At 64.7% G+C, this 20,999-nt stretch carries 19 protein-coding genes; 11 read left to right on the forward strand and 8 right to left on the reverse strand.

Going from position 1 to position 20,999, the window contains the following annotated elements:
* The 3 genes from O9320_06070 to O9320_06080 are packed head-to-tail and all read right to left on the reverse strand — an operon-like array spanning position 1 to position 2,846.
* Positions 1–534 (reverse strand): GNAT family N-acetyltransferase, encoded by a 534-nt coding sequence (locus tag O9320_06070; GenBank protein MCZ8310398.1) that lies wholly within the window; start codon positions 532–534, stop codon positions 1–3.
* Positions 535–549: 15 nt separating this feature from the next.
* Entirely contained in the window at positions 550–1,107 is a 558-nt protein-coding gene (locus O9320_06075) for a BON domain-containing protein (protein MCZ8310399.1), read from the reverse strand.
* On the reverse strand, positions 1,104–2,846 hold the full coding sequence (locus O9320_06080) for a long-chain fatty acid--CoA ligase (GenBank protein MCZ8310400.1): 1,743 nt from the start codon (positions 2,844–2,846) through the stop codon (positions 1,104–1,106). Before O9320_06080 ends, O9320_06075 begins: the two co-directional genes overlap by 4 nt.
* Positions 2,847–2,938: 92 nt before the next feature.
* Here O9320_06080 and O9320_06085 point away from each other — a divergent pair, with 92 nt between their 5' ends.
* The 8 genes from O9320_06085 (at position 2,939) to O9320_06120 (ending at position 11,809) form a co-directional block, all read left to right on the forward strand.
* Positions 2,939–4,723, forward strand: a complete 1,785-nt coding sequence (locus O9320_06085) for a M3 family oligoendopeptidase (protein MCZ8310401.1) — start codon at positions 2,939–2,941, stop codon at positions 4,721–4,723.
* A gap of 27 nt (positions 4,724–4,750) precedes the next feature.
* The gene (locus O9320_06090; protein ID MCZ8310402.1) at positions 4,751–6,100 is read left to right on the forward strand and encodes an AarF/ABC1/UbiB kinase family protein; all 1,350 of its coding nucleotides are present in this window, start codon (positions 4,751–4,753) and stop codon (positions 6,098–6,100) included.
* A gap of 60 nt (positions 6,101–6,160) precedes the next feature.
* The gene (locus O9320_06095) at positions 6,161–6,937 is read left to right on the forward strand and encodes a GntR family transcriptional regulator (protein ID MCZ8310403.1); all 777 of its coding nucleotides are present in this window, start codon (positions 6,161–6,163) and stop codon (positions 6,935–6,937) included.
* 331 nt (positions 6,938–7,268) lie between these two features.
* On the forward strand, positions 7,269–8,504 hold the full coding sequence (locus O9320_06100) for an ABC transporter substrate-binding protein (GenBank protein MCZ8310404.1): 1,236 nt from the start codon (positions 7,269–7,271) through the stop codon (positions 8,502–8,504).
* A 17-nt stretch (positions 8,505–8,521) separates the two neighbouring features.
* Positions 8,522–9,391, forward strand: a complete 870-nt coding sequence (locus tag O9320_06105) for a branched-chain amino acid ABC transporter permease (GenBank protein MCZ8310405.1) — start codon at positions 8,522–8,524, stop codon at positions 9,389–9,391.
* Positions 9,388–10,380 (forward strand): branched-chain amino acid ABC transporter permease, encoded by a 993-nt coding sequence (locus O9320_06110; protein ID MCZ8310406.1) that lies wholly within the window; start codon positions 9,388–9,390, stop codon positions 10,378–10,380. Before O9320_06105 ends, O9320_06110 begins: the two co-directional genes overlap by 4 nt.
* Positions 10,377–11,105 (forward strand): ABC transporter ATP-binding protein, encoded by a 729-nt coding sequence (locus tag O9320_06115; GenBank protein ID MCZ8310407.1) that lies wholly within the window; start codon positions 10,377–10,379, stop codon positions 11,103–11,105. The genes O9320_06110 and O9320_06115 overlap by 4 nt, the downstream gene beginning before the upstream one ends.
* Complete coding sequence (locus tag O9320_06120; protein ID MCZ8310408.1) at positions 11,105–11,809, forward strand: ABC transporter ATP-binding protein; 705 nt, start codon at positions 11,105–11,107, stop codon at positions 11,807–11,809. Before O9320_06115 ends, O9320_06120 begins: the two co-directional genes overlap by 1 nt.
* 4 nt (positions 11,810–11,813) lie before the next feature.
* Here the strand turns inward: O9320_06120 and O9320_06125 are convergent, their stop codons facing one another.
* Together O9320_06125 and O9320_06130 are read right to left on the reverse strand one after the other, a co-directional pair.
* Positions 11,814–13,079: a tetratricopeptide repeat protein gene (locus tag O9320_06125; GenBank protein MCZ8310409.1), complete on the reverse strand. Its 1,266-nt coding sequence runs from the start codon at positions 13,077–13,079 to the stop codon at positions 11,814–11,816.
* A complete protein-coding gene (locus O9320_06130) occupies positions 13,080–14,312 on the reverse strand; it encodes a Zn-dependent hydrolase (GenBank protein MCZ8310410.1) in 1,233 nt (410 codons plus the stop codon).
* Positions 14,313–14,391: 79 nt separating this feature from the next.
* On the opposite strand from O9320_06130, the gene araD reads away from it, so the two are divergent.
* The 3 genes from araD (at position 14,392) to O9320_06145 (ending at position 19,033) form a co-directional block, all read left to right on the forward strand.
* Positions 14,392–16,122, forward strand: coding sequence for an L-arabinonate dehydratase (gene araD, locus O9320_06135; protein ID MCZ8310411.1), 1,731 nt, complete (start codon positions 14,392–14,394; stop codon positions 16,120–16,122).
* A gap of 76 nt (positions 16,123–16,198) precedes the next feature.
* Positions 16,199–17,149, forward strand: a complete 951-nt coding sequence (locus O9320_06140; GenBank protein MCZ8310412.1) for a TAXI family TRAP transporter solute-binding subunit — start codon at positions 16,199–16,201, stop codon at positions 17,147–17,149.
* A 39-nt stretch (positions 17,150–17,188) separates the two neighbouring features.
* On the forward strand, positions 17,189–19,033 hold the full coding sequence (locus O9320_06145) for a TRAP transporter permease (protein MCZ8310413.1): 1,845 nt from the start codon (positions 17,189–17,191) through the stop codon (positions 19,031–19,033).
* On the opposite strand, the gene O9320_06150 is transcribed toward O9320_06145, so the two are convergent.
* The 3 genes from O9320_06150 to O9320_06160 all read right to left on the reverse strand — a co-directional run bounded on the left by O9320_06150 (position 19,034) and on the right by O9320_06160 (position 20,922).
* Complete coding sequence (locus tag O9320_06150) at positions 19,034–19,459, reverse strand: heme-binding protein (protein ID MCZ8310414.1); 426 nt, start codon at positions 19,457–19,459, stop codon at positions 19,034–19,036.
* A gap of 99 nt (positions 19,460–19,558) precedes the next feature.
* The gene (locus O9320_06155) at positions 19,559–20,167 is read right to left on the reverse strand and encodes a PAS domain-containing protein (protein ID MCZ8310415.1); all 609 of its coding nucleotides are present in this window, start codon (positions 20,165–20,167) and stop codon (positions 19,559–19,561) included.
* 164 nt (positions 20,168–20,331) lie between these two features.
* Positions 20,332–20,922 carry a TetR/AcrR family transcriptional regulator gene (locus O9320_06160; protein ID MCZ8310416.1) on the reverse strand — a complete coding sequence of 197 codons (591 nt, stop codon included), beginning with the start codon at positions 20,920–20,922 and terminating at the stop codon, positions 20,332–20,334.
* Positions 20,923–20,999 lie beyond the last annotated feature (77 nt).

Raw genomic sequence — 20,999 nt, forward strand, 5'->3', positions numbered from 1 at the left:
CTACAGCGTCAGCGCGAACTCCAGCGTTTCGGCCGGCTGCCCGCGCGCCGGTTGCGCGCGCAGCAGGCGCCCGGCCCGCCGCATGCCGAGTTTGCGCGCCACACTTTGCGAGGCAAGATTGTCGGGGTGCGTGCCTGCCGTCAAGCGTTGCAATCCCATGGTGCGCGCGAAATCGACGATGCAGGACGCGGCCTCGCTTGCGTAACCCAGCCCCTGGAACGGGCCGCCGACCCACCAGCCCATGTCGGCCTCTTCGCCCGCCCCGTCGAGCCCGAGGCCGATGGTGCCGATGAGGCCCGGCGCCTCAAGCCTTTCGAACGCGAAGGTCAGCGTGCGCGCATCGACGATGGCGCGGCGCGCATCGTCGACGAACTTTTCGGCGTCCGCGCGCGTGTAGGGATGCGGGATGTTGGCGGTCCAGCGCGCCAACTCCCAATCGCCGCACCAGCGCGCCAGGGCCGGCGCGTCGCCGTCTTCAGGTGCCCGCAGCACCAGGCGCTCGGTATAGAGCTTGAGTTCGAGCAGCTCGTCCATGCGGGGCCGTTGCGGCTAGGGCCGGACCTGCACGTGGGAGACGACGCGGCGCACATTGTCGGTGCTGCGCGCTTCGGCCATCGCCTTGTCGAGTTCGGCCTGGGTATGCGCGCGGCCGAACAGATAGACCGTGCCGTTGACCGCCCGGTAGCGGAAATTGACCGAGCGCACGCCGTCGGCGGCGAGCAGCTTCACGCCGAGCTTCTGTTCGATCACGAGATCGTTGGCCGTGGCCCCGACCCCGCCCTCGCTCGTGACTTGGATCTCGTTGACGATCTGGCCCACGCCCTGGACCCCGCGCGCGATCGCCTCGGCGCGCGCTTTGGCGGGGGCGGTTGCGACCGCTCCGGTCAGCATCATGCGCGTGAGATACACATCCGTCGACACGTCGCGGAACAAGGCACCCGATTCGCCCGCGACCGCGCGGTTGAAGGCGATCAGGATGCGGTTGTCTTCGGTGATCTGCGAGGTGGTGCGGTCTTCGCTCGCAAGCCGTGCGACGGTCGAAACGCCGGGCGGGGCACCGCAGGCAGCGAGTGCCAAGGCCGCAAACACAATTAGTGCGTATTTCATTTGTAGAGCCCCTCCAGAGCGTCGGCGTAAGCGTCGCGCACGGCGTGGCGACGGACCTTGAGCGTGGGCGTCAATTGCGCGTTGTCGATGGCGAAGGGGGCGGATGCTACCACGAATTTACGCACGCGGTCCGGCAAAGCGAGTTTGGCGTTGGCACGCTCGACCGCGCGCGCCAAAGCCTCGCGCAAGTCGTCCGTACCGATCGCCTCTGCGTTCGGCACCAGAACGGCCGCGAGATACGGCTTGCCGTCGCCGACCACCATCGCCTGCGCGATCTCGGGCTCGAGCAGCAACGTGCCCTCGACCTTCGTGGGTGCGATCATCTGCCCGCCGGAATTTTTGATGAAATCGCGCTTGCGGTCGGTGATGCACAGGCGCCCGGCCGCGTCGAAACTGCCGACGTCGCCCGTATGCAGCCACCCGTCGCGCACGGCGTTGGCAGTCCCGGCCGGATCGTTCCAATAGCCGGTCATCACAAGTTCGCCGCGCACGAGGATTTCGCCGTCCTCGGCCAAGCGCACTTCGACGCCTTTCAAGGGCGGGCCGACCGTTTCCATGCGCTCCATGAAGGGCCGGTTGCACGCAACGACGGGCGCAGCCTCGGTGAGCCCATAGCCCTGCAGCACGCGCACGCCGAGCGCGTGGAAGAAGATGCCGATTTCGGGATTGAGGGCGGCCCCGCCCGACACAAACGCCTTCAACGATCCGCCGAAGCGCGCGCGCACTTTTTCGCGCACGAGCTTTTCGAGGATTGCGTCCAACAACCTGTCGAACAGCCCGAGCTTTTCGCCGCGGTAGCGCCGCGTGCCCAGATCGAGCGTTGCGGCAAACAGCTTCTGGCGCAGCGGACTCGCCTTTTTGAGACCGCCCAGGATGCGCTGGTGCAGCGCCTCGTAGAGGCGCGGCACGGCCGTCATCAAGGTCGGGCGCACCTCGAGCATGTTGGCCGAGAGCTTGTCCACGCTTTCGGCAAAATGGATCGTCGCCCCGATGCCGGTCGCAACCCCGACATAGACCGAGTGCGCATAGGCATGCGACAGCGGCAGGAAACACAAAAACCGCTCGTGCGTTCCGCCCAGCACCTGCACGAGATCGTCGGCCCCCATCGCGTTGCACAGGATGGCCCCGTGATGCAGCATCACGCCGCGCGGCAAGCCGCCGGTGCCCGACGTATGGATGATGCAGGCAAGGTCGCTGCGGACGAGCCGCGCGGTCGTGGCATCGGTCGGGTCGGGCGTGTCTTTGCCGCGTTCCACCACATCGTTCCAGCCATGCAGATCCACACCCGCATGCTGGGCGATCTTCGGCACGTCGATCGCCACGACGAAGCGGCAGTGCGGGCCCGCCGCGCGCGCGGCCGCCATCGCGTTCGTCGCAAGCTCTGCGGTCGACGCAATCACGCCGACGGCCGAAACATTGGCCAGGATGTAGCGATGGTCGGCAACCGTGTTGGTTGTGTAGGCCGGCACCGTGATCGCACCCGCCGCCATGATCGCGAGGTCGGCCAAAAGCCATTCGGGCCGGTTTTCGGCGATGAGCCCGATGCGGTCGCCTGGTTTGACGCCCAACGCCGCCAAACCCTTGGCCAAGGCGCGCACCTTGGCGGCGGCGGCTGTCCAACTGATCGGGACCCATGCACCGTCGATCTTGGCGACGAGAAATGGGGCTTCGCCCAAAGCCGCAGCACGGTCGAAGAAAAGCCGCAGCAGATTGGGGCACTTGGCAAAATCGACGCGCAATCGGACCTCCCATCGGCGGCGGCGCTTGGCGCGCCGCCTTTCCCGACATATATCGTAGTCTCGCCTCTCAATTCCAAGCCCGGGATGGATCTATGACTGCCGCCGCGAAACTTGCCCCATCCGACACGCTGCCGGTGTGGAACCTTGCCGATCTGTTTCCGGGGCCGGACTCGCCGGAACTCAAGGCCGCCCTCGAAGCTGCAGTGGCGGACGCGCAGGCGTTCGAAAAGAAATACGCGGGAAAGCTCGACGGCCTGTCGGGTTCGGAACTGGGGGCGGCGATCCAGTCCTACGAAAAGCTCGACGAGCGGCTGTCGCGCCTCTCGAGCTATTCTGACCTCACCTATGCGGGCGACCAATCGGACCCGGCGATCGCCAAATTCTACCAGGGCATCCAGGAGCGCGTGAACGCAGCGGCAAGCCACACGCTGTTCTTCACGCTCGAGCTCAACCGGCTCGAAGAATCCGACCTTGCCCCCAAACTCAAGGAACCGGCCTTGCGCCATTATGCGCCGTGGCTGTCCGACCTGCGCAGCTTCCGCGCCCACCAATTGGGCGACGACATGGAAAAGCTGCTGCACGAAAAATACGTGGCCGGCAAAGCCGCCTGGACGCGGCTGTTCGACGAAACCATGGCGGGCCTGCGCTTCGACGTGGACGGCAAGAGCCTCACCTCGGCCGAGGCGCTGCACTTGCTTTCCGACCGCTCGGGTGCGGTCCGCAAGACGGCCGCCAAAGCGGTGGGCAAGACGCTGGGGGACAATGCGCGGCTGTTCGCGCTCATCACCAACACGCTCGCCAAAGACAAAGAGATCGAAGACAAATGGCGCCGCTACGCGGCCCCCATCTCGGCGCGCAATCTCGCCAACCGCGTCGAGGACGAAGTCGTCGACGCGCTGATGACGGCCGTGCAGCAATCCTATCCGCGTCTGTCGCACCGCTACTACGCGCTCAAAGCCAAATGGTTCGGCGTCGAGCAGCTCGATTATTGGGACCGCAACGCGCCCTTGCCGATGGCCGACGACACGAACGTGCCGTGGCCGGCTGCGCGCGACACCGTGCTCGAAGCCTACGGCGATTTTTCGACCGATCTTGCGGGCTTGGGCAAACGCTTTTTCGACAATCCGTGGATCGATGCCGGCGTGCGCCCCGGCAAATCGCCGGGCGCCTTCGCGCACCCGACCGTGCCCTCGGCCCATCCCTATCTGCTGCTGAACTACCAGGGCAAAACGCGCGACGTGATGACGCTCGCGCACGAACTCGGCCACGGCGTGCACCAATTGCTGGCGGCGGGCCAAGGCCATCTCTTGGCCGATACGCCGCTCACCCTCGCCGAAACCGCCTCGGTGTTCGGCGAAATGCTGACCTTCCGCAAGCTGCTGGCGCAAGCATCCGATCCGCAGCGCCGCAAGGCGATGCTGGCCGGCAAGGTCGAGGACATGCTGAACACGGTCGTGCGCCAGATCGCGTTCTGCACGTTCGAGATGCGCGTGCATGCCGAGCGGCGCAACGGCGAATTGATGCCCGAGCGCATCGGCGAAATCTGGCTCGACGTGCAGCGCGAAAGCCTGGGGCCGGCCTTGCGCCTGCACGACGAATACCGGAACTACTGGACCTACATTCCGCACTTCGTGCACACGCCGTTCTACGTGTACGCCTACGCGTTCGGCGATTGCCTCGTGAATTCGCTCTATGCGCGCTATCGCCAGACGCCCGACGGCTTTGCCGAGAAATATCTCGCGATGCTGCGCGCGGGCGGCAGCAAGCGGCACAAGGAATTGCTGGCGCCGTTCGGGCTCGACGCGTCCGACCCCGGCTTCTGGCGCCAAGGGCTCGGCGTGATCGAAGGCTTCATCGACGAACTCGAAACGCTGTAATGGGATCGTTTTGATGGCACAGATCTGATGGCAGGCGGCAGCGAATCCAACCGGCTCGGCGGGCGCATGGCGCGCTATGCGCGCGTGGGCACGGCCGTGGGCGGGCTTGCCGTGCGGCTCGGCGCCGAGCGCGTGCTGGGCGTGAAGATGGATCGCGAGCGCCATGCGGGCGAGTTGCGCGCGGCCTTGGGCGGCCTCAAAGGGCCGCTCATGAAGGTCGCCCAGCTCATGTCGACCATCCCCGATGCGCTGCCCGAAGAATACGTGGCCGAACTTTCGCAGTTGCAATCGAACGCGCCCGCCATGGGCTGGCCGTTCGTGAAGCGGCGCATGGCGGCCGAATTGGGGCCCGATTGGCAGAGCCGGTTTTCGTCGTTCGAGCGCGAGGCCGCCGCCGCCGCCTCGCTCGGCCAAGTGCATCGCGCCACCGCCAAAGACGGCACCAAGCTTGCCTGCAAGCTCCAGTATCCCGACATGGCCTCGGCCGTCGAAGCCGATCTGAAGCAGCTGCGGCTCATCTTCGGCGTCTATGAGCGCTACGACCCGGCCATCCGCACGGGCCAAATCCATGCCGAATTGTCGGCGCGCCTGCGCGAAGAGCTCGATTACGGGCGCGAGGCGCGGCACATGGCGCTTTATGCGCATATGCTCGCAGGCGAGCCGCAGATCCATGTGCCCCGCGCGATCGCCGAGCTTTCGAGCACGCGGCTTTTGTCGATGACGTGGCTCGAGGGTGCGGGGCTGCTTACGCTCAAAGACGCTCCCGTCGAACTGCGAAACCAGATTGCGATGAACATGTTCCGCGCGTGGTACGTGCCGTTCTACGGCTACGGTGCGATCCATGGCGATCCGCATCTCGGCAACTATGCCGTGCGGCCCGACGGCGGCATCAATCTGCTCGATTTCGGCTGCGTGCGCATTTTTCCGCCGCGTTTCGTGGGCGGGGTCATCGATCTCTACCGCGCCTTGCGGGACGGCGACACCGCCCTTGCCGTGCATGCCTACGAAACCTGGGGTTTCACCGATCTTACCAAGGTCAAGGTGCAGGCGCTCAATCGCTGGGCCTCGTTCATCTACGCACCCTTGATGGAAGACCGCGCGCGCCCGATCGACGAGACCAATTCGGGGGCGTATGGGCGCGACGTCGCCGAAAAAGTGCACAAGGAACTGCGCGATCTGGGCGGCGTGCAGCCGCCGCGCGAGTTCGTGCTGATGGACCGGGCAGCCGTGGGCCTGGGCTCGGTCTTTTTGCACCTCAAAGCAGAGGTGAATTGGCATCGCGCGTTCCACGGCCTCATCGAGGGTTTCAGCGTCGAAGCCCTTGCCGCCCGCCAGACCAAGGCGCTGGCCAAGGCCGGCGTGCCGGCGGCCGCGTAAGGCGCGCGCCGCAAAAATTCTTGCTTCCCGTGGGCGCGCCGCACGCCTAAATTGGCAATTGTGAAAAAACACGTTGTCGATTCGATTGCTTTCGCCGGGGTTGATCTCAAACTCGACCGCCAGTCGCCACTGCCTTTGTACGTGCAGGTGCGCAGCCGCCTGCTTGCGATGATCATGGCTTGGCCCGACGAGCGCGAGCAGTTCCCGACCGAAGCCGCCTTGACCGAAATGTTCGGCGTAAGCCGCGTCACCGTGCGCGGGGCGTTGGCCGAGCTTGCGGAATCGGGCTATCTGCAGCGCCAGCGCGGGGCGGGTACGCGCGTGCGCGCGCACAAGATCGAAGAGAAGCTGAGCCTCGGGCGCAATCTCGCCAAAAAATGGATAAGCGGCGATCCGATGAAGATCTCGGTCGTGTCGTTTGCCACGATCGAAGCGCCTGAGAACGTCGCCGCAGCGCTCAAGCTTGCGTCCAAGACGCCTGTGCTGGCGATCAAACGTCTGCGCGCGATGAAGGTTACGCCGATCTCGGTCGATTGGCGCTACGTGCCGCCCGATTTGGCCAAAGGGATCACGCGCACCGACGCGCGCACCGGCATTTTCGCGACCCTCGCGCGCAACGCAGCCCTCACGCGCGCCGACATGGAAGTGGAAGGCTGCAGTGCGAGTGCCGAAGAGGCCGAATTGCTTCAGGTGCCCGAGGGGACGGCGATGCTGTCGCACAGTTTCGTCGTCTGCGACAAAGCCGACCGCCCGGTCGTGTTCGGCCGCTCGGTCGCGCGCGCCGACCTCACGCGCTACGCCGTCAAAATGGACCTCACGCCGGAAACGGTGGGGTGAGCGAAGCGCCGACGTTAGTGGGCGCCACAGCTTGTTTTTTACTAGGAATATGCTCTATTTTGACCATCGCCGCATGCGGCGGGCGCTGTTTGACAGGTGAAGAAAAATTCTGGGGGAACCCCGACAAATATGGGCTCGCGCATAGGTAACCCAAATTCGTCGCCGTGGTTACATCGGTGAAAAATCAATGGGATAAATAGGCTACCGTCGCGGATCGTCGCTCAAGGTAACCTATTGTTGGCCCCGCTGACGCGCTTGACGCTCGGGCGCGATGCGGGCTTCACTCGGGCTCGAAGCAAACATTCGCAAACTTGGCCGGGAGGCTGCCGCCATGACCCTCAAGACAAGCGTTTCGCGCCGTGCCGTATTGGCGGGTGCCGCTGCCGGCTCTGCCGCCCTCGCCGCTCCGGCGATCGTTTCTGCGCAAGCCGGAACCTTGCGCATCGGCGTGCTGCTGCCGCGCTCGGGGCTGTTGGCGCAGGCCGGCCAAAGCTGCCATCGCGGCGCTTTGGCCGCCCCCCGCGTGCTGGCCGAGCTCGGCTACCGGGTGGAACTCGTGCATGTCGATACGGAATCGAACGCCGACATCGCGCGCACCCAGGCCGAGCGGCTCATCAACGACGGCGCGCATGTGCTCACGGGCGCTTTCGACAGCGGCCACACGCTGGCGATCGCGCAAGTCTGCGAACAGCGCCAGGTGCCGTTCGTCGTGAATATCGCGGCCGCCCCGCCGATCACGGAGCAGGGCCTCAAGTTCCTCGTGCGCAATTTCCAGACCGGGCCGCAGCTCGTGACCAACGGCTTGCGGCTCATCAACAACCTGATTGCGGCCACCAAGATCGATCCCAAGCGCGCCGTGTTCCTGCATGCCAACGACACGTTCGGCCAGGCGCAGCGCAACGCGATGGATGCCATCTTTCCGCGCACGAACATGCCGTTCCAGCTCGTCGAGAGCATCGCCTACGATCCGCGCGCGCAGGATCTGTCGGTCGAGGTCACGCGCCTGCGCAGCCTGCGCCCCGATCTGGTGCTGGTCGTCACGCGCGCGTCGGACGCGATCAAGCTCGTGCGCGATATGGTGCGCCAGCGCTTCGAGCCGATGGGCATCGTGTCGCCCGGCAGCCCCGGCATGTACGACGAGGAATTCTACCAGGCGCTGGGGCCGCTCGCCGATTTCCACGTCTCGAACCTGCCGTGGGTCAATCCGAAGTCGGCGATGACGCAAGCCCTCGAGCGTTCGTTTGCCGCCACGAATCCCGGCAATCGTTTTGCCGCCGACGGCTTCAATGCAGGCTTCACGTTCGAAGCCCTGCTGATCGCGGCCGACGCGTTCAAGCGCGCCGGCACCACGAGCGGCGTGCCGCTCATGGAAGCGATCCGCGCCACGAACCTCACCGAGCATGTGATGATCGGCGGACCGATCCGCTTCGACGAGAAGGGCCAGAACCCGAATATCGGTTCGGCCTGCGTGCAGAATCGCGGCCGCATGCCGGTCGTGGTGCTGCCCGAAGACTCCGCCACGATGGCGCCCGTGCTGCCGATGCCGGGCTGGCAGGGCCGCACGTAAAGAATCGAACAACGGCGATGCCGTTCGATTTCTACGTCACGGTTGCGGTCCAAGGCGTTCTGACGGGGCTGGTGTACGGGCTGATGGCGCTCGGCCTGTCCGTCATTTTCGGCGTCGTGCGCGTGGTCAATTTCGCGCACGGCGAATTCGCGGTCGTGGCGATGTATCTGGCGTTTCTGGGTTTCGCCATATTCGGCCTCGATCCGATTCTGGCAATGCTGCCGATCGGGCTCGGCTTTTTCGGCCTCGGCTATCTGCTGCAGCGCCATCTCATCAATCCGTTCGTCGGCCGGCCCGAGCACGAGCAGTTCATCCTGCTCGTGGGCCTCGCGATCGTGCTCGTGAACGGCTTGCTGATGCTGTTCGGGCCCGACACGCGGCACGCCAATCTGCCCTACGGCTTCGACAGCTACGAAGTGGCGAACGTGCTGATCGACAAAGTGCGCGTCTATGCCGCCGCCGCCGCGTTGGTCGTGGCCGCCTGTCTGTTCGCGTTCTTCCGGTGGAGCCGCACCGGCATGGCGATCCGGGCGTGCGCGGACAATCTGCTCGGGGCCGCGATCGTCGGGCTCGACGTCAAGCATCTCTACGCGCTCACTTTCGGCCTCGGTATGGCGTGCGTGGGGGCGGCGGGCGCCTTGATGGTGGTTCTGGCCGACGCAACGCCGATGCTCGCCCCTGCTTTCACGCTGCTCGCCTTCACGATCGTGATCGTCGGCGGCATGGGTTCGATGGCGGGCGCTTTGGTGGGCGGGATTCTGATCGGCGTGTCGGAGGCGTTTGCCTCGTTCCTCGTGGCGCCCTCGGCCAAGAGCATGTTCAGCTTCGCGATCCTGATCGCGATCTTGGCGCTGCGCCCGCAAGGCCTGTTGGGCCGCAAACAATGAGCGTTTTTGCCCCGCTCAACGGCCGCGCCAAATTACTGCTGGCCCTGTTTGTTGTGGGGCTTGCGGCCGCACCGATAGCGGCCGACCGCTATCTTTTGTCGGTGCTGATCCTGATTTTCTACTTCGCCTATTTGGGCCAAGCCTGGAACATCATGATGGGCTTCGCGGGCCAATTGTCGCTGGGCCATTCGCTCTATGTCGGCTTGGGCGCCTACGTCGCGGCGGCCTTGTGGACCAAGTTCGGCATCGGCCCGTGGGCGGGCATGTTCGCCGGCATGGCCGTCGCGATGGCGTTCGGTGCTGCGATCGGCTGGCTCGGCTTCCGCTTCGGCATTGCGGGCGTTTATTTCGCGTTGCTCACGATCGCTTTCGCCGAATTCACGCGCATCGCCTTCGACCATATGGACTGGACAGGCCGCGCAGGTGGGCTCTTCTTGCCCGTGCGCGCCGAGCAAGCCCATCAATGGTGGAACCTGCGCGGCGGACCCTTGCTGTTCTACTATCTGGCGCTGGCGCTGATGCTGGGGGCCTTGTGGCTGTGCGCAACCTTGCGCGCCGCGCGCATCGGCCATTACTGGCTCGCCGTGCGCGAGGACGAAGCGGCCGCCCGCGCACTCGGCATCGATGTGTTCGCGGTCAAGATGAAGGCGGTGCTGATCTCGTCCGCAATGGCGGCCGTCGGCGGCACGTTCTACGCCTTCTACTACAACAATCTCTTCCCGGCACAGATCTTCGACATGTCGCGTTCGATCGAGATGATCCTCGCCCCGATCGTCGGCGGGCTCGGCACCTTGATCGGTCCGATCCTGGGCGCCTTCATCCTCACCCCGCTCGGCGAAGGCTTGATCGCCGCCACCGAAGAAGCGGGCTTGAGTGCGCCCGGCACCAAGGCCGTGTTCTACGGCCTCGCCTTGATGGCGATCGTGTGGGTCGCCCCCTCGGGCGTGTGGCCGTGGCTGCGCCGCAAACTCGGGCTCGAAACGCCGTGAGCCGTTTTCTCGAGGTCGCGCACGTCACGAAGCGCTTTCGCGGCCTCACGGCCGTCGACGATGTTTCGTTCGGTCTCGACAAGGGTGCGATCTACGCGATCATCGGGCCGAACGGGGCGGGCAAAACGACCTTGTTCAATCTGCTCGCGGGCGTCTATGCGCCCGACACCGGCAGCATCGCCTTCGAAGGCAAGCCGATCGCAGGGCTCGCGCCTGAGAAGATCTGCCAAGCCGGCATTGCGCGCACCTTCCAGATCGTGCGGCCGTTTCCGGGTTTGAGCGTGCTCGAAAACGCCAAGATCGGCGCCCTGCTTCGCCATCGCGATCCGGCGAATGCCGAACAAGCGGCGGGCGAAACGCTGCGCCGCCTCGATCTGTGGGACAAGCGCCGCCAGCTCGCGGCAAGCCTCACATTGCCCGACCGCAAACGCCTCGAGATGGCGCGGGCACTCGCAACGGAACCCAAACTCCTGCTGCTCGACGAGGTGATGGCGGGCTTGAGGCCCACCGAAACCGATCGCATCGTCGCGATCCTCAAAGCGCTGGCAGCCGAAAGCGGCCTCACCGTGCTGCTGATCGAGCATGTGATGCGTGCGGTGATGGCGCTCGCCGAGCGCATCTTGGTGCTCCATCACGGGGCCGCGATCGCCGAAGGGGAACCCGCTGCCGTCGTACGCGATCCGCTCGTGCTCGAATGCTATCTGGGGGCCGAAGCGCTCGAATGATGCTCAAGGTCGAAACGCTCGATCTTTTCCACGGCGATGCGCAAGCGCTCGACCAAGTGTCGCTCGGCGTTGAAGCGCACAGCGTCGTCGCGATCGTGGGCGCCAACGGGGCCGGCAAAACCTCGCTGATCCGCACGGTCGCCGGCATCCACAAGCCCGCGCGCGGGCGCATTCTGTGGCACGGGCAGGATATTGCGGGCTGGCCGAGCCACAAGGTCTGCGAACTCGGGATCGGCCAAGTCGCCGAGGGTCGTCAAATTTTCCCCACGCTCACGGTGCGCGAGAATCTCGAAACCGGGGCCATGCTGAAGCGCGCCAAGGCCAAGCGCCACGCGAATCTCGAGCGTGTTCTGGCCCTCTTCCCGAAACTCGCGCAGCGTGAGCGCCAGGCAGCGGGCACGTTGTCGGGCGGCGAACAACAGATGCTCGCGATCGGCCGCTGCCTGATGGGCGAGCCGAGCCTCGTGATGTTCGACGAGCCGTCGCTGGGCTTGGCCCCCGCCGTCGTCGGTGAGATGCTGCGCACGATCCGCACACTAGCAAGCGAGGGGCTCACGGTCGTGCTCGTCGAACAAAACGTCGCGGTCTCGCTCAAGCTCGCCGACCGCGCCTACGTACTCGAAAACGGCCGCATCGTGCTCGAGGGCACGGGGGCCGAGCTCCTCGCCGACGACCGCGTGCGCCAGGCGTATTTGGGGCTGTGAGCGCTCACACTTTCGGCACGCTCGAATAGAGCGATACGAACAAGAATCGTTTGGCCGCTTCTTCGGGCGCAAACGAATCGTCCATCCAATTCATCGTCTCGGGCGAAAACTCGCGGAAGCTTCGCCACATTCCGTTGCGGCGCATATGGAGCCACGCCGCATGCAGCGCCACTTGGTCGATCGTCCAGGTTGCTTGGCGGCTTTCGAGGAAATGACGGCAATAACCCGCCACCAGATCGGCATAGCGCAAGGAAGCTTGCGTATCGCCGAAATAGACCAACGTCGCGAGCAGGCGGTTGGCAAAATCGTAGCGGATTTTTACATTGGCCCCGGCATCGACTGCCGCGAGATCGTCGAGCCAAGCGCGCGGATCGCGCGTGGGGGCAAGATCGATGTCGCAGACCAGGATGGGTCGCCGATAGCGGCGCATCAGATGCGGCAGGACGAGAAAGCGCGCGCAGGAATAGTAGGTCTTGGCAGCGTAGAACGGATCGCCGTCGGCGGGTGCAAATCGCGCAAGGTCGGTCGTCTCGCGCGTGATCGCAAGATCGAGATGTCCTTGCGTGAGATCGCGCACCCGCGCAAGCCGCGCTTCAGATTCGGGCGTCGAATTCACGATGTGCAGATGCAAGCCAATGCCCGGCGCTTGGGCGGCCAGATTGCCCGCCAGCAGATCGACGAAGCGCGCCGCATAGCCCGCATCGGCCGCGGCAAAAAAGATGGGCGCGTCGCCGCCGATATAGCTGCCCTCAGGGGCGGAGCCTGAATCCGTCGACAAGCCGGCGAAAAACGCATCGTCGAGCCGGATCTGGCGCGCGATTGCCGAGAAATGCAGATGCGGATCGAGGCCCGGCGGATTCGGCAATTCGCCCCAGCGCGCGAAGGCATCGGCGGCGCCCGCGACGTCGTCGCACTCGGCGCGCGCGGTCCCGAGCCCGTACCACGATCCGCCGTCGCGGGGACCCAGCGCGGTCGCACGCATGAACGCTGCAACCGCCTCGGCCGGGCGCTCGAGATCGAGCAGCGCATTGCCCAAGCGCCGCTCGACGTCGCCCGCGCGCGGACTGAGTTCGAGCGCGCGCCGATAAGAGGCAACCGCCGCCGTCGCATCGCCGAGCCCGTGAAGTGCGCGGCCCAGCAGCGAATGGATGGGGGCTATCGTCGGCGCAAGCTCAGCCGCGTGCGCCAGAATCGCTCGTGCGGCCGCAAAATCGCGCCGCTTCACGCACGCCTCGCCCTCGCGCAGCAGGCTGTAGGCGTCGGACGACAATCAGGCCTTCGCCGCGTCGAGGATCGCGTGCAGTAGCACATTGCAGCCCGCCGCAAGATCGCCGGGCTTGGCGTCCTCGACCTCGTTGTGGCTGATACCGTCGACGCACGGTACGAAGATCATCGCGGTGGGTGCTACGCGCGCCATATAGACCGCATCGTGCCCCGCACCCGACACGATCTCCATCGCCGGATAATCGAACATCGCCGCCCCTTGGCGCACCGCATCGACCAAGCTCGGCGCGAACGGTGTGGGCGGGAAGTACCAGAAATCCTTGATATCGAGTTCGAGCCCTGCAGATGCCGCGATCGCGGCACAGCGTTCTTTGAGGGCCGCATCCATACCCGACAGGCGCTTATCGTCCGGATGGCGGAAATCGACCGTGAAGAATACGCGGCCCGGAATCGTGTTGCGGCTGTTGGGCGAAGATTGGATGAAGCCAACGGTGGCGCACGCATACGGCTGGAATTCGAAGCCGATCGCGTTGACCGTCTCGATCATGCGTGCGGCCCCCACCAGCGCATCCTTGCGTCGGCGCATTGGCGTGGGACCGGCATGCGCTTCCTGGCCGACGACCGTGACCTCGTACCAGCGCTGGCCTTGGGCACCTGTGACGATACCGATGGTCTTTTTCTCGGCTTCGAGGATAGGGCCTTGTTCGATATGTGCTTCGAAATACGCAGCCGTTGCGCGGCCGCCGACGGGGGCAGCCCCGCGATAGCCGATCCGGTCGAGCGCTTGGGCGAACGACACGCCGTCGATGTCTTGCTTGGCGTCGACCTCGTCTGCTGCGAACACGCCCGCATAAACGCCCGAGCCCATCATGGCCGGCGAAAAGCGCGAGCCTTCTTCGTTGGTCCACACGGCCACTTCGATGGCGCGGTCGGTTTCAATCTTCGCGTCGGCCAGCGTGCGCAGCACTTCGAGGCCCGCGAGCACGCCGTACACGCCGTCGAACCGGCCGCCGGTGGGCTGCGTGTCGAGATGACTGCCGGTCATCACGGCGGGCAGATCGGCGCGCTTGCCGGGCCTGCGCGCGAACATGTTGCCCACGCGGTCGATCTCGACCGTGCAGCCGACGGACTTCGCCCATTGCGCAAACAGATCGCGCCCCTGCCGGTCGAGATCGGTCAAGGCCAAGCGGCATACGCCGCCCTTGGGGGTGGCGCCGATGCGCGCCATGTCCATAAGGCTTTGCCACAGACGGTCGGAGTCGATTCGCAGATTTTTCATGGTTTCTTTCTACCGGATCGATTGACGCGGCGGGAGAGGGCGTCGCATGCTGCTTCCAAAGAAGGTTGGGAGAAACAAGATGGCCGTCAACAAGAAAAAGCCGGAAGAACTGCGCTCGCACCGTTGGTACGGCGCGCAAGACATGCGCTCCTTCGGGCACCGCTCGCGCACCAAGCAGATGGGCTTTTCGGCCGAGGATTATGCGGGCAAGCCGATCATCGCGATCCTCAATACGTTCAGCGACGCCAATCCCTGCCACCACCACTTCAAATCCCGCGTCGAAGACGTGAAGCGCGGCATCTACCAGGCCGGCGGCTTTCCGCTGGAGATGCCGGCCATGTCGCTGGGCGAGCCCTTCATGAAGCCCACGACGATGCTCTACCGCAATCTTATGTCGATGGATGTCGAGGAATTGCTGCGCGCCAACCCGGTCGACGGCGTGGTGCTGATGGGCGGGTGCGACAAGACCGTGCCTGCGATGCTGATGGGGGCGGCTTCGATGAACCTGCCCGCGATCTTCCTGCCCGCAGGGCCCATGCTGCGCGGCAACTGGCACGGCAAGACGCTGGGCTCGGGCTCGGACGTGTGGAAATATTGGGCCGAGAAGCGTGCGGGCAACATCGACGACAAAGCCTGGGTCGAAATCGAAGACGGCATCGCGCGCTCGTTCGGCACCTGCATGACCATGGGCACGGCCTCGACCTTGGCCTCGGCGGCCGAAGCGCTCGGCATGACGCTGCCAGGAGCCGGCTCGATCCCGGCGGCGGATTCGAACCATCCGCGCATGTCGGCCGCCTGCGGGCGGCGCATCGTCGAGATGGTGTGGGAAGATCTCAAGCCCAGCGACATCATGACGACGGCGGCGTTCGAGAACGCCGTGATGACCGTGACAGCTCTCGCCGGTTCCACCAACTCGATCATCCATCTGATCGCGATGGCCGGGCGCATCGGGGCAGCACTCGATCTCGACAAGTTCGACGCGCTCGCCAAGCGCGTGCCCGTGCTCGCCAATCTGCGGCCGAGCGGCAAATATCTGATGGAAGATTTCTACTATGCGGGCGGCCTACCGGCCTTGTTGGCCCAGCTCGAAAAGTTCCTGCACAAAGACTGCATAACCGCCAACGGCAAGACTCTCGGTGAAAACATCGCCGGGGCCGAGATCTACAACGACGACGTGATTCGCACGCTTGCCAACCCGGCAGCGCCCGAAGGCGGCATTGCCGTGCTACGCGGCAGCTTGGCGCCGAGCGGGGCGGTGATCAAGCCGCCGGCAGCCGAGCCGCATCTGCTCAAACACCGCGGACCGGCGATCGTGTTCAAGAACTACAACGACATGGCCGCGCGCATCGACGATCCCAATCTGGGGGCGACGAAAGATTCGGTGCTGATCCTGCAAAGTGCGGGGCCGCTCGGGGCTCCGGGCATGCCCGAATGGGGCCAGTTGCCGATTCCCAAAAAGCTGCTCGAAGCGGGCGTGCGCGACATGGTGCGCATCTCGGATGCGCGCATGAGCGGCACCAGCTACGGCGCGTGCGTGCTGCATGTCGCGCCCGAATCGGCCCTTGGCGGGCCGCTCGCGCTCGTCAAAGACGGCGACATCGTTTCGCTCGACGTGCCCGCGCGCCGGCTCGATCTCGAGATTTCGGCCGCCGAAATGGCGGCGCGCAAAGCCGCTTGGAAGACGCCGCCCGAACATTATCCGCGTGGCTACGGCTGGATGCACCATCGCCATGTGACGCAAGCCAACGAAGGTTGCGATTTCGACTTTTTGCGCGGTACGGCCCCCATCCCCGATCCGGAGATTCATTGACGCACGGCAGGATTATCGTGTTCACTTGATTGCAGTGCCCCGCAAGAGGGCCGAAAACGATCAAGGGAGAAACGCGATGATCCGCCGCTTGGTTCCGCTGGCCGTCAGTGTCGGCGTTCTGTTCTGTGCGACTGCCGCTTCCGCCCAAACCGCCAACAGCTATCGCCTGATGACCGGGCCGCAAGGCGGGGTGTGGGTGCCGCTCGGTGGGGCGCTCAAAAATCTGTGGGAGAACGCGATCCCCGGCCTCTCGATCCAGACGCTGCCGGGGGCCGGTATCGCCAATGTGCGCGGCATCGACGAGGACAAGGCCGAGATCGGCTTCGGCAACTCGATTTCGACCGTGGACGGCGTAAACGGGGCCGAGCCCTATCCGCGCAAGACCACGAATGTGTGCCAGCTCGCCTCGCTCTATCCGCAGTATTTCCAGGTCGTGGTCAACGAGGATTCCGGCATCAACAGCCTCAAGGATCTCAAAGGCAAGGCGATCGCCGTGCAGACGCGCGGCAACACGGCCGAGATCATCACGCAGCACATCCTGCGCGTGGCGGGTTTGAGCTATTCCGACGTGCGCACCAACTTTCTGCCCTCCTACAACGACGCGGTATCGCTGCTGAAAGACGGCCATGCGCAGGCCTTCACGCTCGGCACCACGATCCCGGCCTCGTCGGTCATGGATCTCGCGACGTCGCGCAAGATCCGCGTGCTCGACCTCAAAGAAGCCGTCGAGCCGATGAAGAAAATCAATGCGGGCTACACGGCCGTGACCTTGCCCGCCAACACCTATCCGGGCCAAACCCAGGCCGCCACGCAGATCGGCTATGCCGCACACCTCATCGTGTCGTGCAAACTGCCCGAAGACCGCGTCTACACGATGCTGCGCACGATCGCCGCCAATATGCGCGACCTGTCGGCGGTCAACAAAGCGATGGAAAACGTGACGCCGGCGATGATGGCCGAAGATATCGGCGTGCGCTTCCATCCGGGCGCGGTGCGCTTCTATCGCGAGGCCGGCGTGCGCATGTAGGCGAAACGACGGCGAACGGGCGGGGTCGACGAAAACACAATGCAGAACATGAGCTATGCGCGCGCGGTGGCGCTGCTGGTCGGCGCCATCGGTGCAGCCATGTCGCTGTGGCATATGTGGGTGATCGTCGCGGCCCCGCCCGAAGCTTTGTTCTTCCGCGGCGGGCACTTGATGTTTGCGATGGTGCTCGTCTTTCTGCTCTATCCGCTGGCGGCCAAAGACGACGCAAAAACGCCCGGCCTGCTCGATTGGCTGTGCATCGCGGGCAGCATCGTCTTCATCGGCTATCTGTGGGTCAATTACCGCTACCTCATCAACCGCATCCCCTACATCGACGACCCGACGAGCATGGACAAAGCGATGGCCGTGCTGGCGATCGTGCTCGTGATGGAAGCCACGCGCCGGGTGATCGGCTGGGCCTTGCCGATCACGGCGATGGCCTTCATGGGCTATTGCCTTGTGTTCACGAACATCTCGTTCGACGCGTTTCTCGACCAAACGTACCTGACCACCGAGGGGATTTTCGGCTCGACCTTGGGTGTGTCGGCGGCGTTCGTCCTGATCTTCGTGCTGTTCGGCTCGTTCATGGAGCGCACGGGCACGGGCCAGCTCTTCATGGATTTTGCGCTCGCCTTGACCGGGCGGCAGGCGGGCGGACCCGGCAAGGTTTCGGTCGTGTCGTCCTCGCTGTTCGGCACGATTTCGGGCTCGGCCGTGGCCAACGTGATGGTCGACGGGCCGATCACGATCCCGCTCATGAAGCGCTCGGGCTTCAAGCCGCATTTTGCGGCCGGGATCGAGGCCGTTGCGTCCACGGGCGGCCAGATCATGCCGCCGATCATGGGGGCTGCCGCCTTCGTGATGGCCGAATATCTGCAGACGACCTATTTCCAGGTCACGCTGTGGGCGCTGATCCCGGCATTCCTCTACTACGTCGCGTGTTTCGGTGCCGTCCATTTCGAGGCCAAGCGCGACGGGCTCAAGGGTCTCAGTGCCGCCGAAACGCCGCGCCTGGGCGCCGTGATGCGCGCGCGCGGCCACCTGTTCATCCCCGTGCTCGCCATCCTGGTCATGATGTTTTCGGGCTATTCCTCGCCGCTCGCGGCCCTGGTCGGCACGTTGCTGTGCTTCCCCGTGGCGCTGATGCGCAAGAACACGCGCGAAGGCTTGAGCTGGTGGCATGTGCTCGACGCCCTCATCGACGGAGCAAAAAACGCATTGTCGGTCGCCATGGCGTGCGCATGTGCGGGCATCGTGATCGGCGTAATCGCGCTCACGGGCATCGGCATCCAGTTCACGCAATGGGTGCTGGTCCTCGCCCAAAACACGCTGCTGCTGGCCCTCGTGGTGACAGCGATGGCCGGCATCGTGCTCGGCATGGGCATGCCGACCACGCCCGCCTACATCATCATGGTGTCGCTGCTCGTACCGGCGCTCATGAAGCTCGGCGTGGTCGAACCGGCCGCACATATGTTTGCGTTCTATTTCGCCATTCTGTCGGCGATCACGCCGCCCGTGGCGCTTGCCGTGTTCGCGGCCGCGAGCCTCGCCAAATCCGATCTTTGGGCATCGGGCTGGGCGGCCGTGAAGATCGGTGCTGCGGGCTTCGTAGTCCCGTTCATGTTCGTCTACGAACCGGCCTTGCTGATGATCGGCGACTGGGCCGACATCGCGCGCGGCTTTGCGGTGGCGTCGCTCGGCATCGCAATGCTCGCAGGCGGCTTGCACGGCTATTTCTTGCGCCGCTGCACGGCGCTCGAGAAAACCATGCTGCTTGCCGGTGCCGCCTGCGTCGTCTTCCCGAGTGCCGTTACCGACCTGACCGGCCTCGGCCTTGGGGCCGCGGTGCTGCTGATGCAGCGCCTGCGGCCCGCAGAGTCCTAATCAGAAATCGGTCTTGGCACCCGCAAGTGCGGCAACGCCGGCCTTGGCGACTTCGAGATCCTGGTCGCCCGTACCCGAACCCACGCCAATGCCGCCGATCGTGTGGCCGTCGACGACGATCGGCAGGCCGCCTTTGACGTTCAGGAGCTTGCCTTGCGTGGCGATGGCAAGGCGAATATCGAGCCCTTCGGCCATGCCGCCGGTGGGTGCGCGGCTCGACGCGGCCGAGATCGCCTTACGCGTGGCCGAATCGACCGACAAGGGCTTCGCACCGTCCATGCGCGCAAAAGCCAGCAGATTGCCGCCATTGTCGACGATAGCAATGCATTGCGGCACGGCCATCGCGTCGGCCTTGGCCACGGCGGCGGCCAGCATCTTGTTCGCACCCGCATAGGTGAGTTTCAGAAACGCAACGACATCGGCCATGCTTTGGGTCCATCCACACGAAAGAGAGAAAGCGACACGTGCGCGAGATTTGCCCCGACGCGCGGTGGCCGCACAAGCATTATTTCAAGGCGGCAGCACTCACGTCTCGACGAGGTCGCGGAAATCCGCGTCGACGCCGAAGCCGATATCGACAAGATCGCGACGCACCACGTTGGCCCCCAAGAGGCGGGTACCAGCCGCCAAGCGGCGGTCCCAGCGCGACTGCGCTTCGTCGGCGAACAGAATGAAGCCCTCGACGCCCGACTCGTTCGAGGCGAGCGGCATGCCGAGCGTTTCGATCGTCAGCGCCTCGCCGCTCGAATAGACCTGGGTGATATCGGCGCGAAAACCCATCGGGCGGCCGATCACCATGTTCATGGCGCGCTGGGCATAACTGCGGCGGATGTCGGGCACGAGATCGTAGTAGTTGAGATTCGTCGGATCGAAGCCCATGCGGTTTTTGAGGTTCTCGCCGACCAGCCGAAAGATGCAGCGGTCGGGGGCTTCGATTGCGACCAATGCAACATCTGCCAGCATTCGCGCGATCGGCGACAGATCGAGGCTTGCTTTGGACGGAATGGCGCCGCCAGCAGCTGCCAGCAACTTCGCATAGCCCGAGGCCAAAAATTTGGCGGAGTCGGTGCGCAACAGCGGTGCTAAATCCGCAAGGGCAACAATTGTCGCGGGGGGTTTTTCGGTCCAAGCCATCGGAGCGCACTCTATCGTGCCGTTGTTTCTCTTCTATAGGGTGGCACAAAAAGAAAAAGGCCGACGCAAAAAGCGCCGGCCCAAAGTTGGGGAGAAACCTGTCCGCCAAGAAACGCGGTGTTCGAGTATGAACACGGGCGTAAATCTTGCGACAACGGTTATATTTAAGCAGTTTCCATGCCAACAGAGCCGCAGGCGGCACGCGCAACCTCGCAGGCTTCGGCCAGCTCCTGTGCCGAGGCCCCCGAGCGGGCCAGAACCGCCAGCCCCGGCACGCAGACCGCGAGCAGATTGCCGAGGCGCCGCGCGGTCTTGGGCGGCACAAACCGTTCCAGCGCCGTCGCGAACTGGGCGCGACCGGCCGCCGCAGTCGTGGCCATCAGGCGGCGCCAGCGCGGATCGTTGGCGCTCGCATCGGCCAGAACGCAGGCAACCAGGCACCCGCGCGGCGTCGATTTGCCAGCAACGAGACGCAAAGAAGCGGCGAAAAAATCGGCAAGCGCGGCTTCCAAATTGGGCGCTTGCGCCAGCACGCGCAGATTCGGCCCGGCATGCTTTTCCTGGTACCGCGCGATCGCTTTTTCGAACAGATCGGCCTTGTCGCCGAACGCGCCGTAGAGGCTCGGCCGGTTGATCTGCATCTCCCGGGTCAGCAGGTCGAGCGAGGCACCCTCGTAACCATACTGCCAAAAAACATTCATCGCCGCGTCGAGGGCGGCGTCGGTATCGAAGCTTCGCGGGCGGCCTGCCGGCATTTTGTACCTATCGGTAAAAATAAGCTTGACGCCGCAATGGCGCCTTCTTATTTATACCGAACGATACATAATCCACC

The organism is Magnetospirillum sp., from assembly GCA_027532905.1.
Classification (GTDB): Bacteria; Pseudomonadota; Alphaproteobacteria; order CACIAM-22H2; family CACIAM-22H2; genus Tagaea.

What these genes read in the sequence shown, in the direction of transcription:
- O9320_06070 (MCZ8310398.1), bottom strand. Translation starts at nt 534, where the DNA reads ATGGACGAGCTGCTCGAACTCAAGCTCTATACCGAGCGCCTGGTGCTG.
- O9320_06075 (MCZ8310399.1), bottom strand. Translation starts at nt 1,107, where the DNA reads ATGAAATACGCACTAATTGTGTTTGCGGCCTTGGCACTCGCTGCCTGC.
- O9320_06085 (MCZ8310401.1), top strand. Translation starts at nt 2,939, where the DNA reads ATGACTGCCGCCGCGAAACTTGCCCCATCCGACACGCTGCCGGTGTGG.
- O9320_06090 (MCZ8310402.1), top strand. Translation starts at nt 4,751, where the DNA reads ATGGCAGGCGGCAGCGAATCCAACCGGCTCGGCGGGCGCATGGCGCGC.
- O9320_06100 (MCZ8310404.1), top strand. Translation starts at nt 7,269, where the DNA reads ATGACCCTCAAGACAAGCGTTTCGCGCCGTGCCGTATTGGCGGGTGCC.
- O9320_06105 (MCZ8310405.1), top strand. Translation starts at nt 8,522, where the DNA reads ATGCCGTTCGATTTCTACGTCACGGTTGCGGTCCAAGGCGTTCTGACG.
- O9320_06110 (MCZ8310406.1), top strand. Translation starts at nt 9,388, where the DNA reads ATGAGCGTTTTTGCCCCGCTCAACGGCCGCGCCAAATTACTGCTGGCC.
- O9320_06120 (MCZ8310408.1), top strand. Translation starts at nt 11,105, where the DNA reads ATGCTCAAGGTCGAAACGCTCGATCTTTTCCACGGCGATGCGCAAGCG.
- O9320_06130 (MCZ8310410.1), bottom strand. Translation starts at nt 14,312, where the DNA reads ATGAAAAATCTGCGAATCGACTCCGACCGTCTGTGGCAAAGCCTTATG.
- araD (MCZ8310411.1), top strand. Translation starts at nt 14,392, where the DNA reads ATGGCCGTCAACAAGAAAAAGCCGGAAGAACTGCGCTCGCACCGTTGG.
- O9320_06140 (MCZ8310412.1), top strand. Translation starts at nt 16,199, where the DNA reads ATGATCCGCCGCTTGGTTCCGCTGGCCGTCAGTGTCGGCGTTCTGTTC.
- O9320_06145 (MCZ8310413.1), top strand. Translation starts at nt 17,189, where the DNA reads ATGCAGAACATGAGCTATGCGCGCGCGGTGGCGCTGCTGGTCGGCGCC.
- O9320_06150 (MCZ8310414.1), bottom strand. Translation starts at nt 19,459, where the DNA reads ATGGCCGATGTCGTTGCGTTTCTGAAACTCACCTATGCGGGTGCGAAC.
- O9320_06155 (MCZ8310415.1), bottom strand. Translation starts at nt 20,167, where the DNA reads ATGGCTTGGACCGAAAAACCCCCCGCGACAATTGTTGCCCTTGCGGAT.
- O9320_06160 (MCZ8310416.1), bottom strand. Translation starts at nt 20,922, where the DNA reads ATGCCGGCAGGCCGCCCGCGAAGCTTCGATACCGACGCCGCCCTCGAC.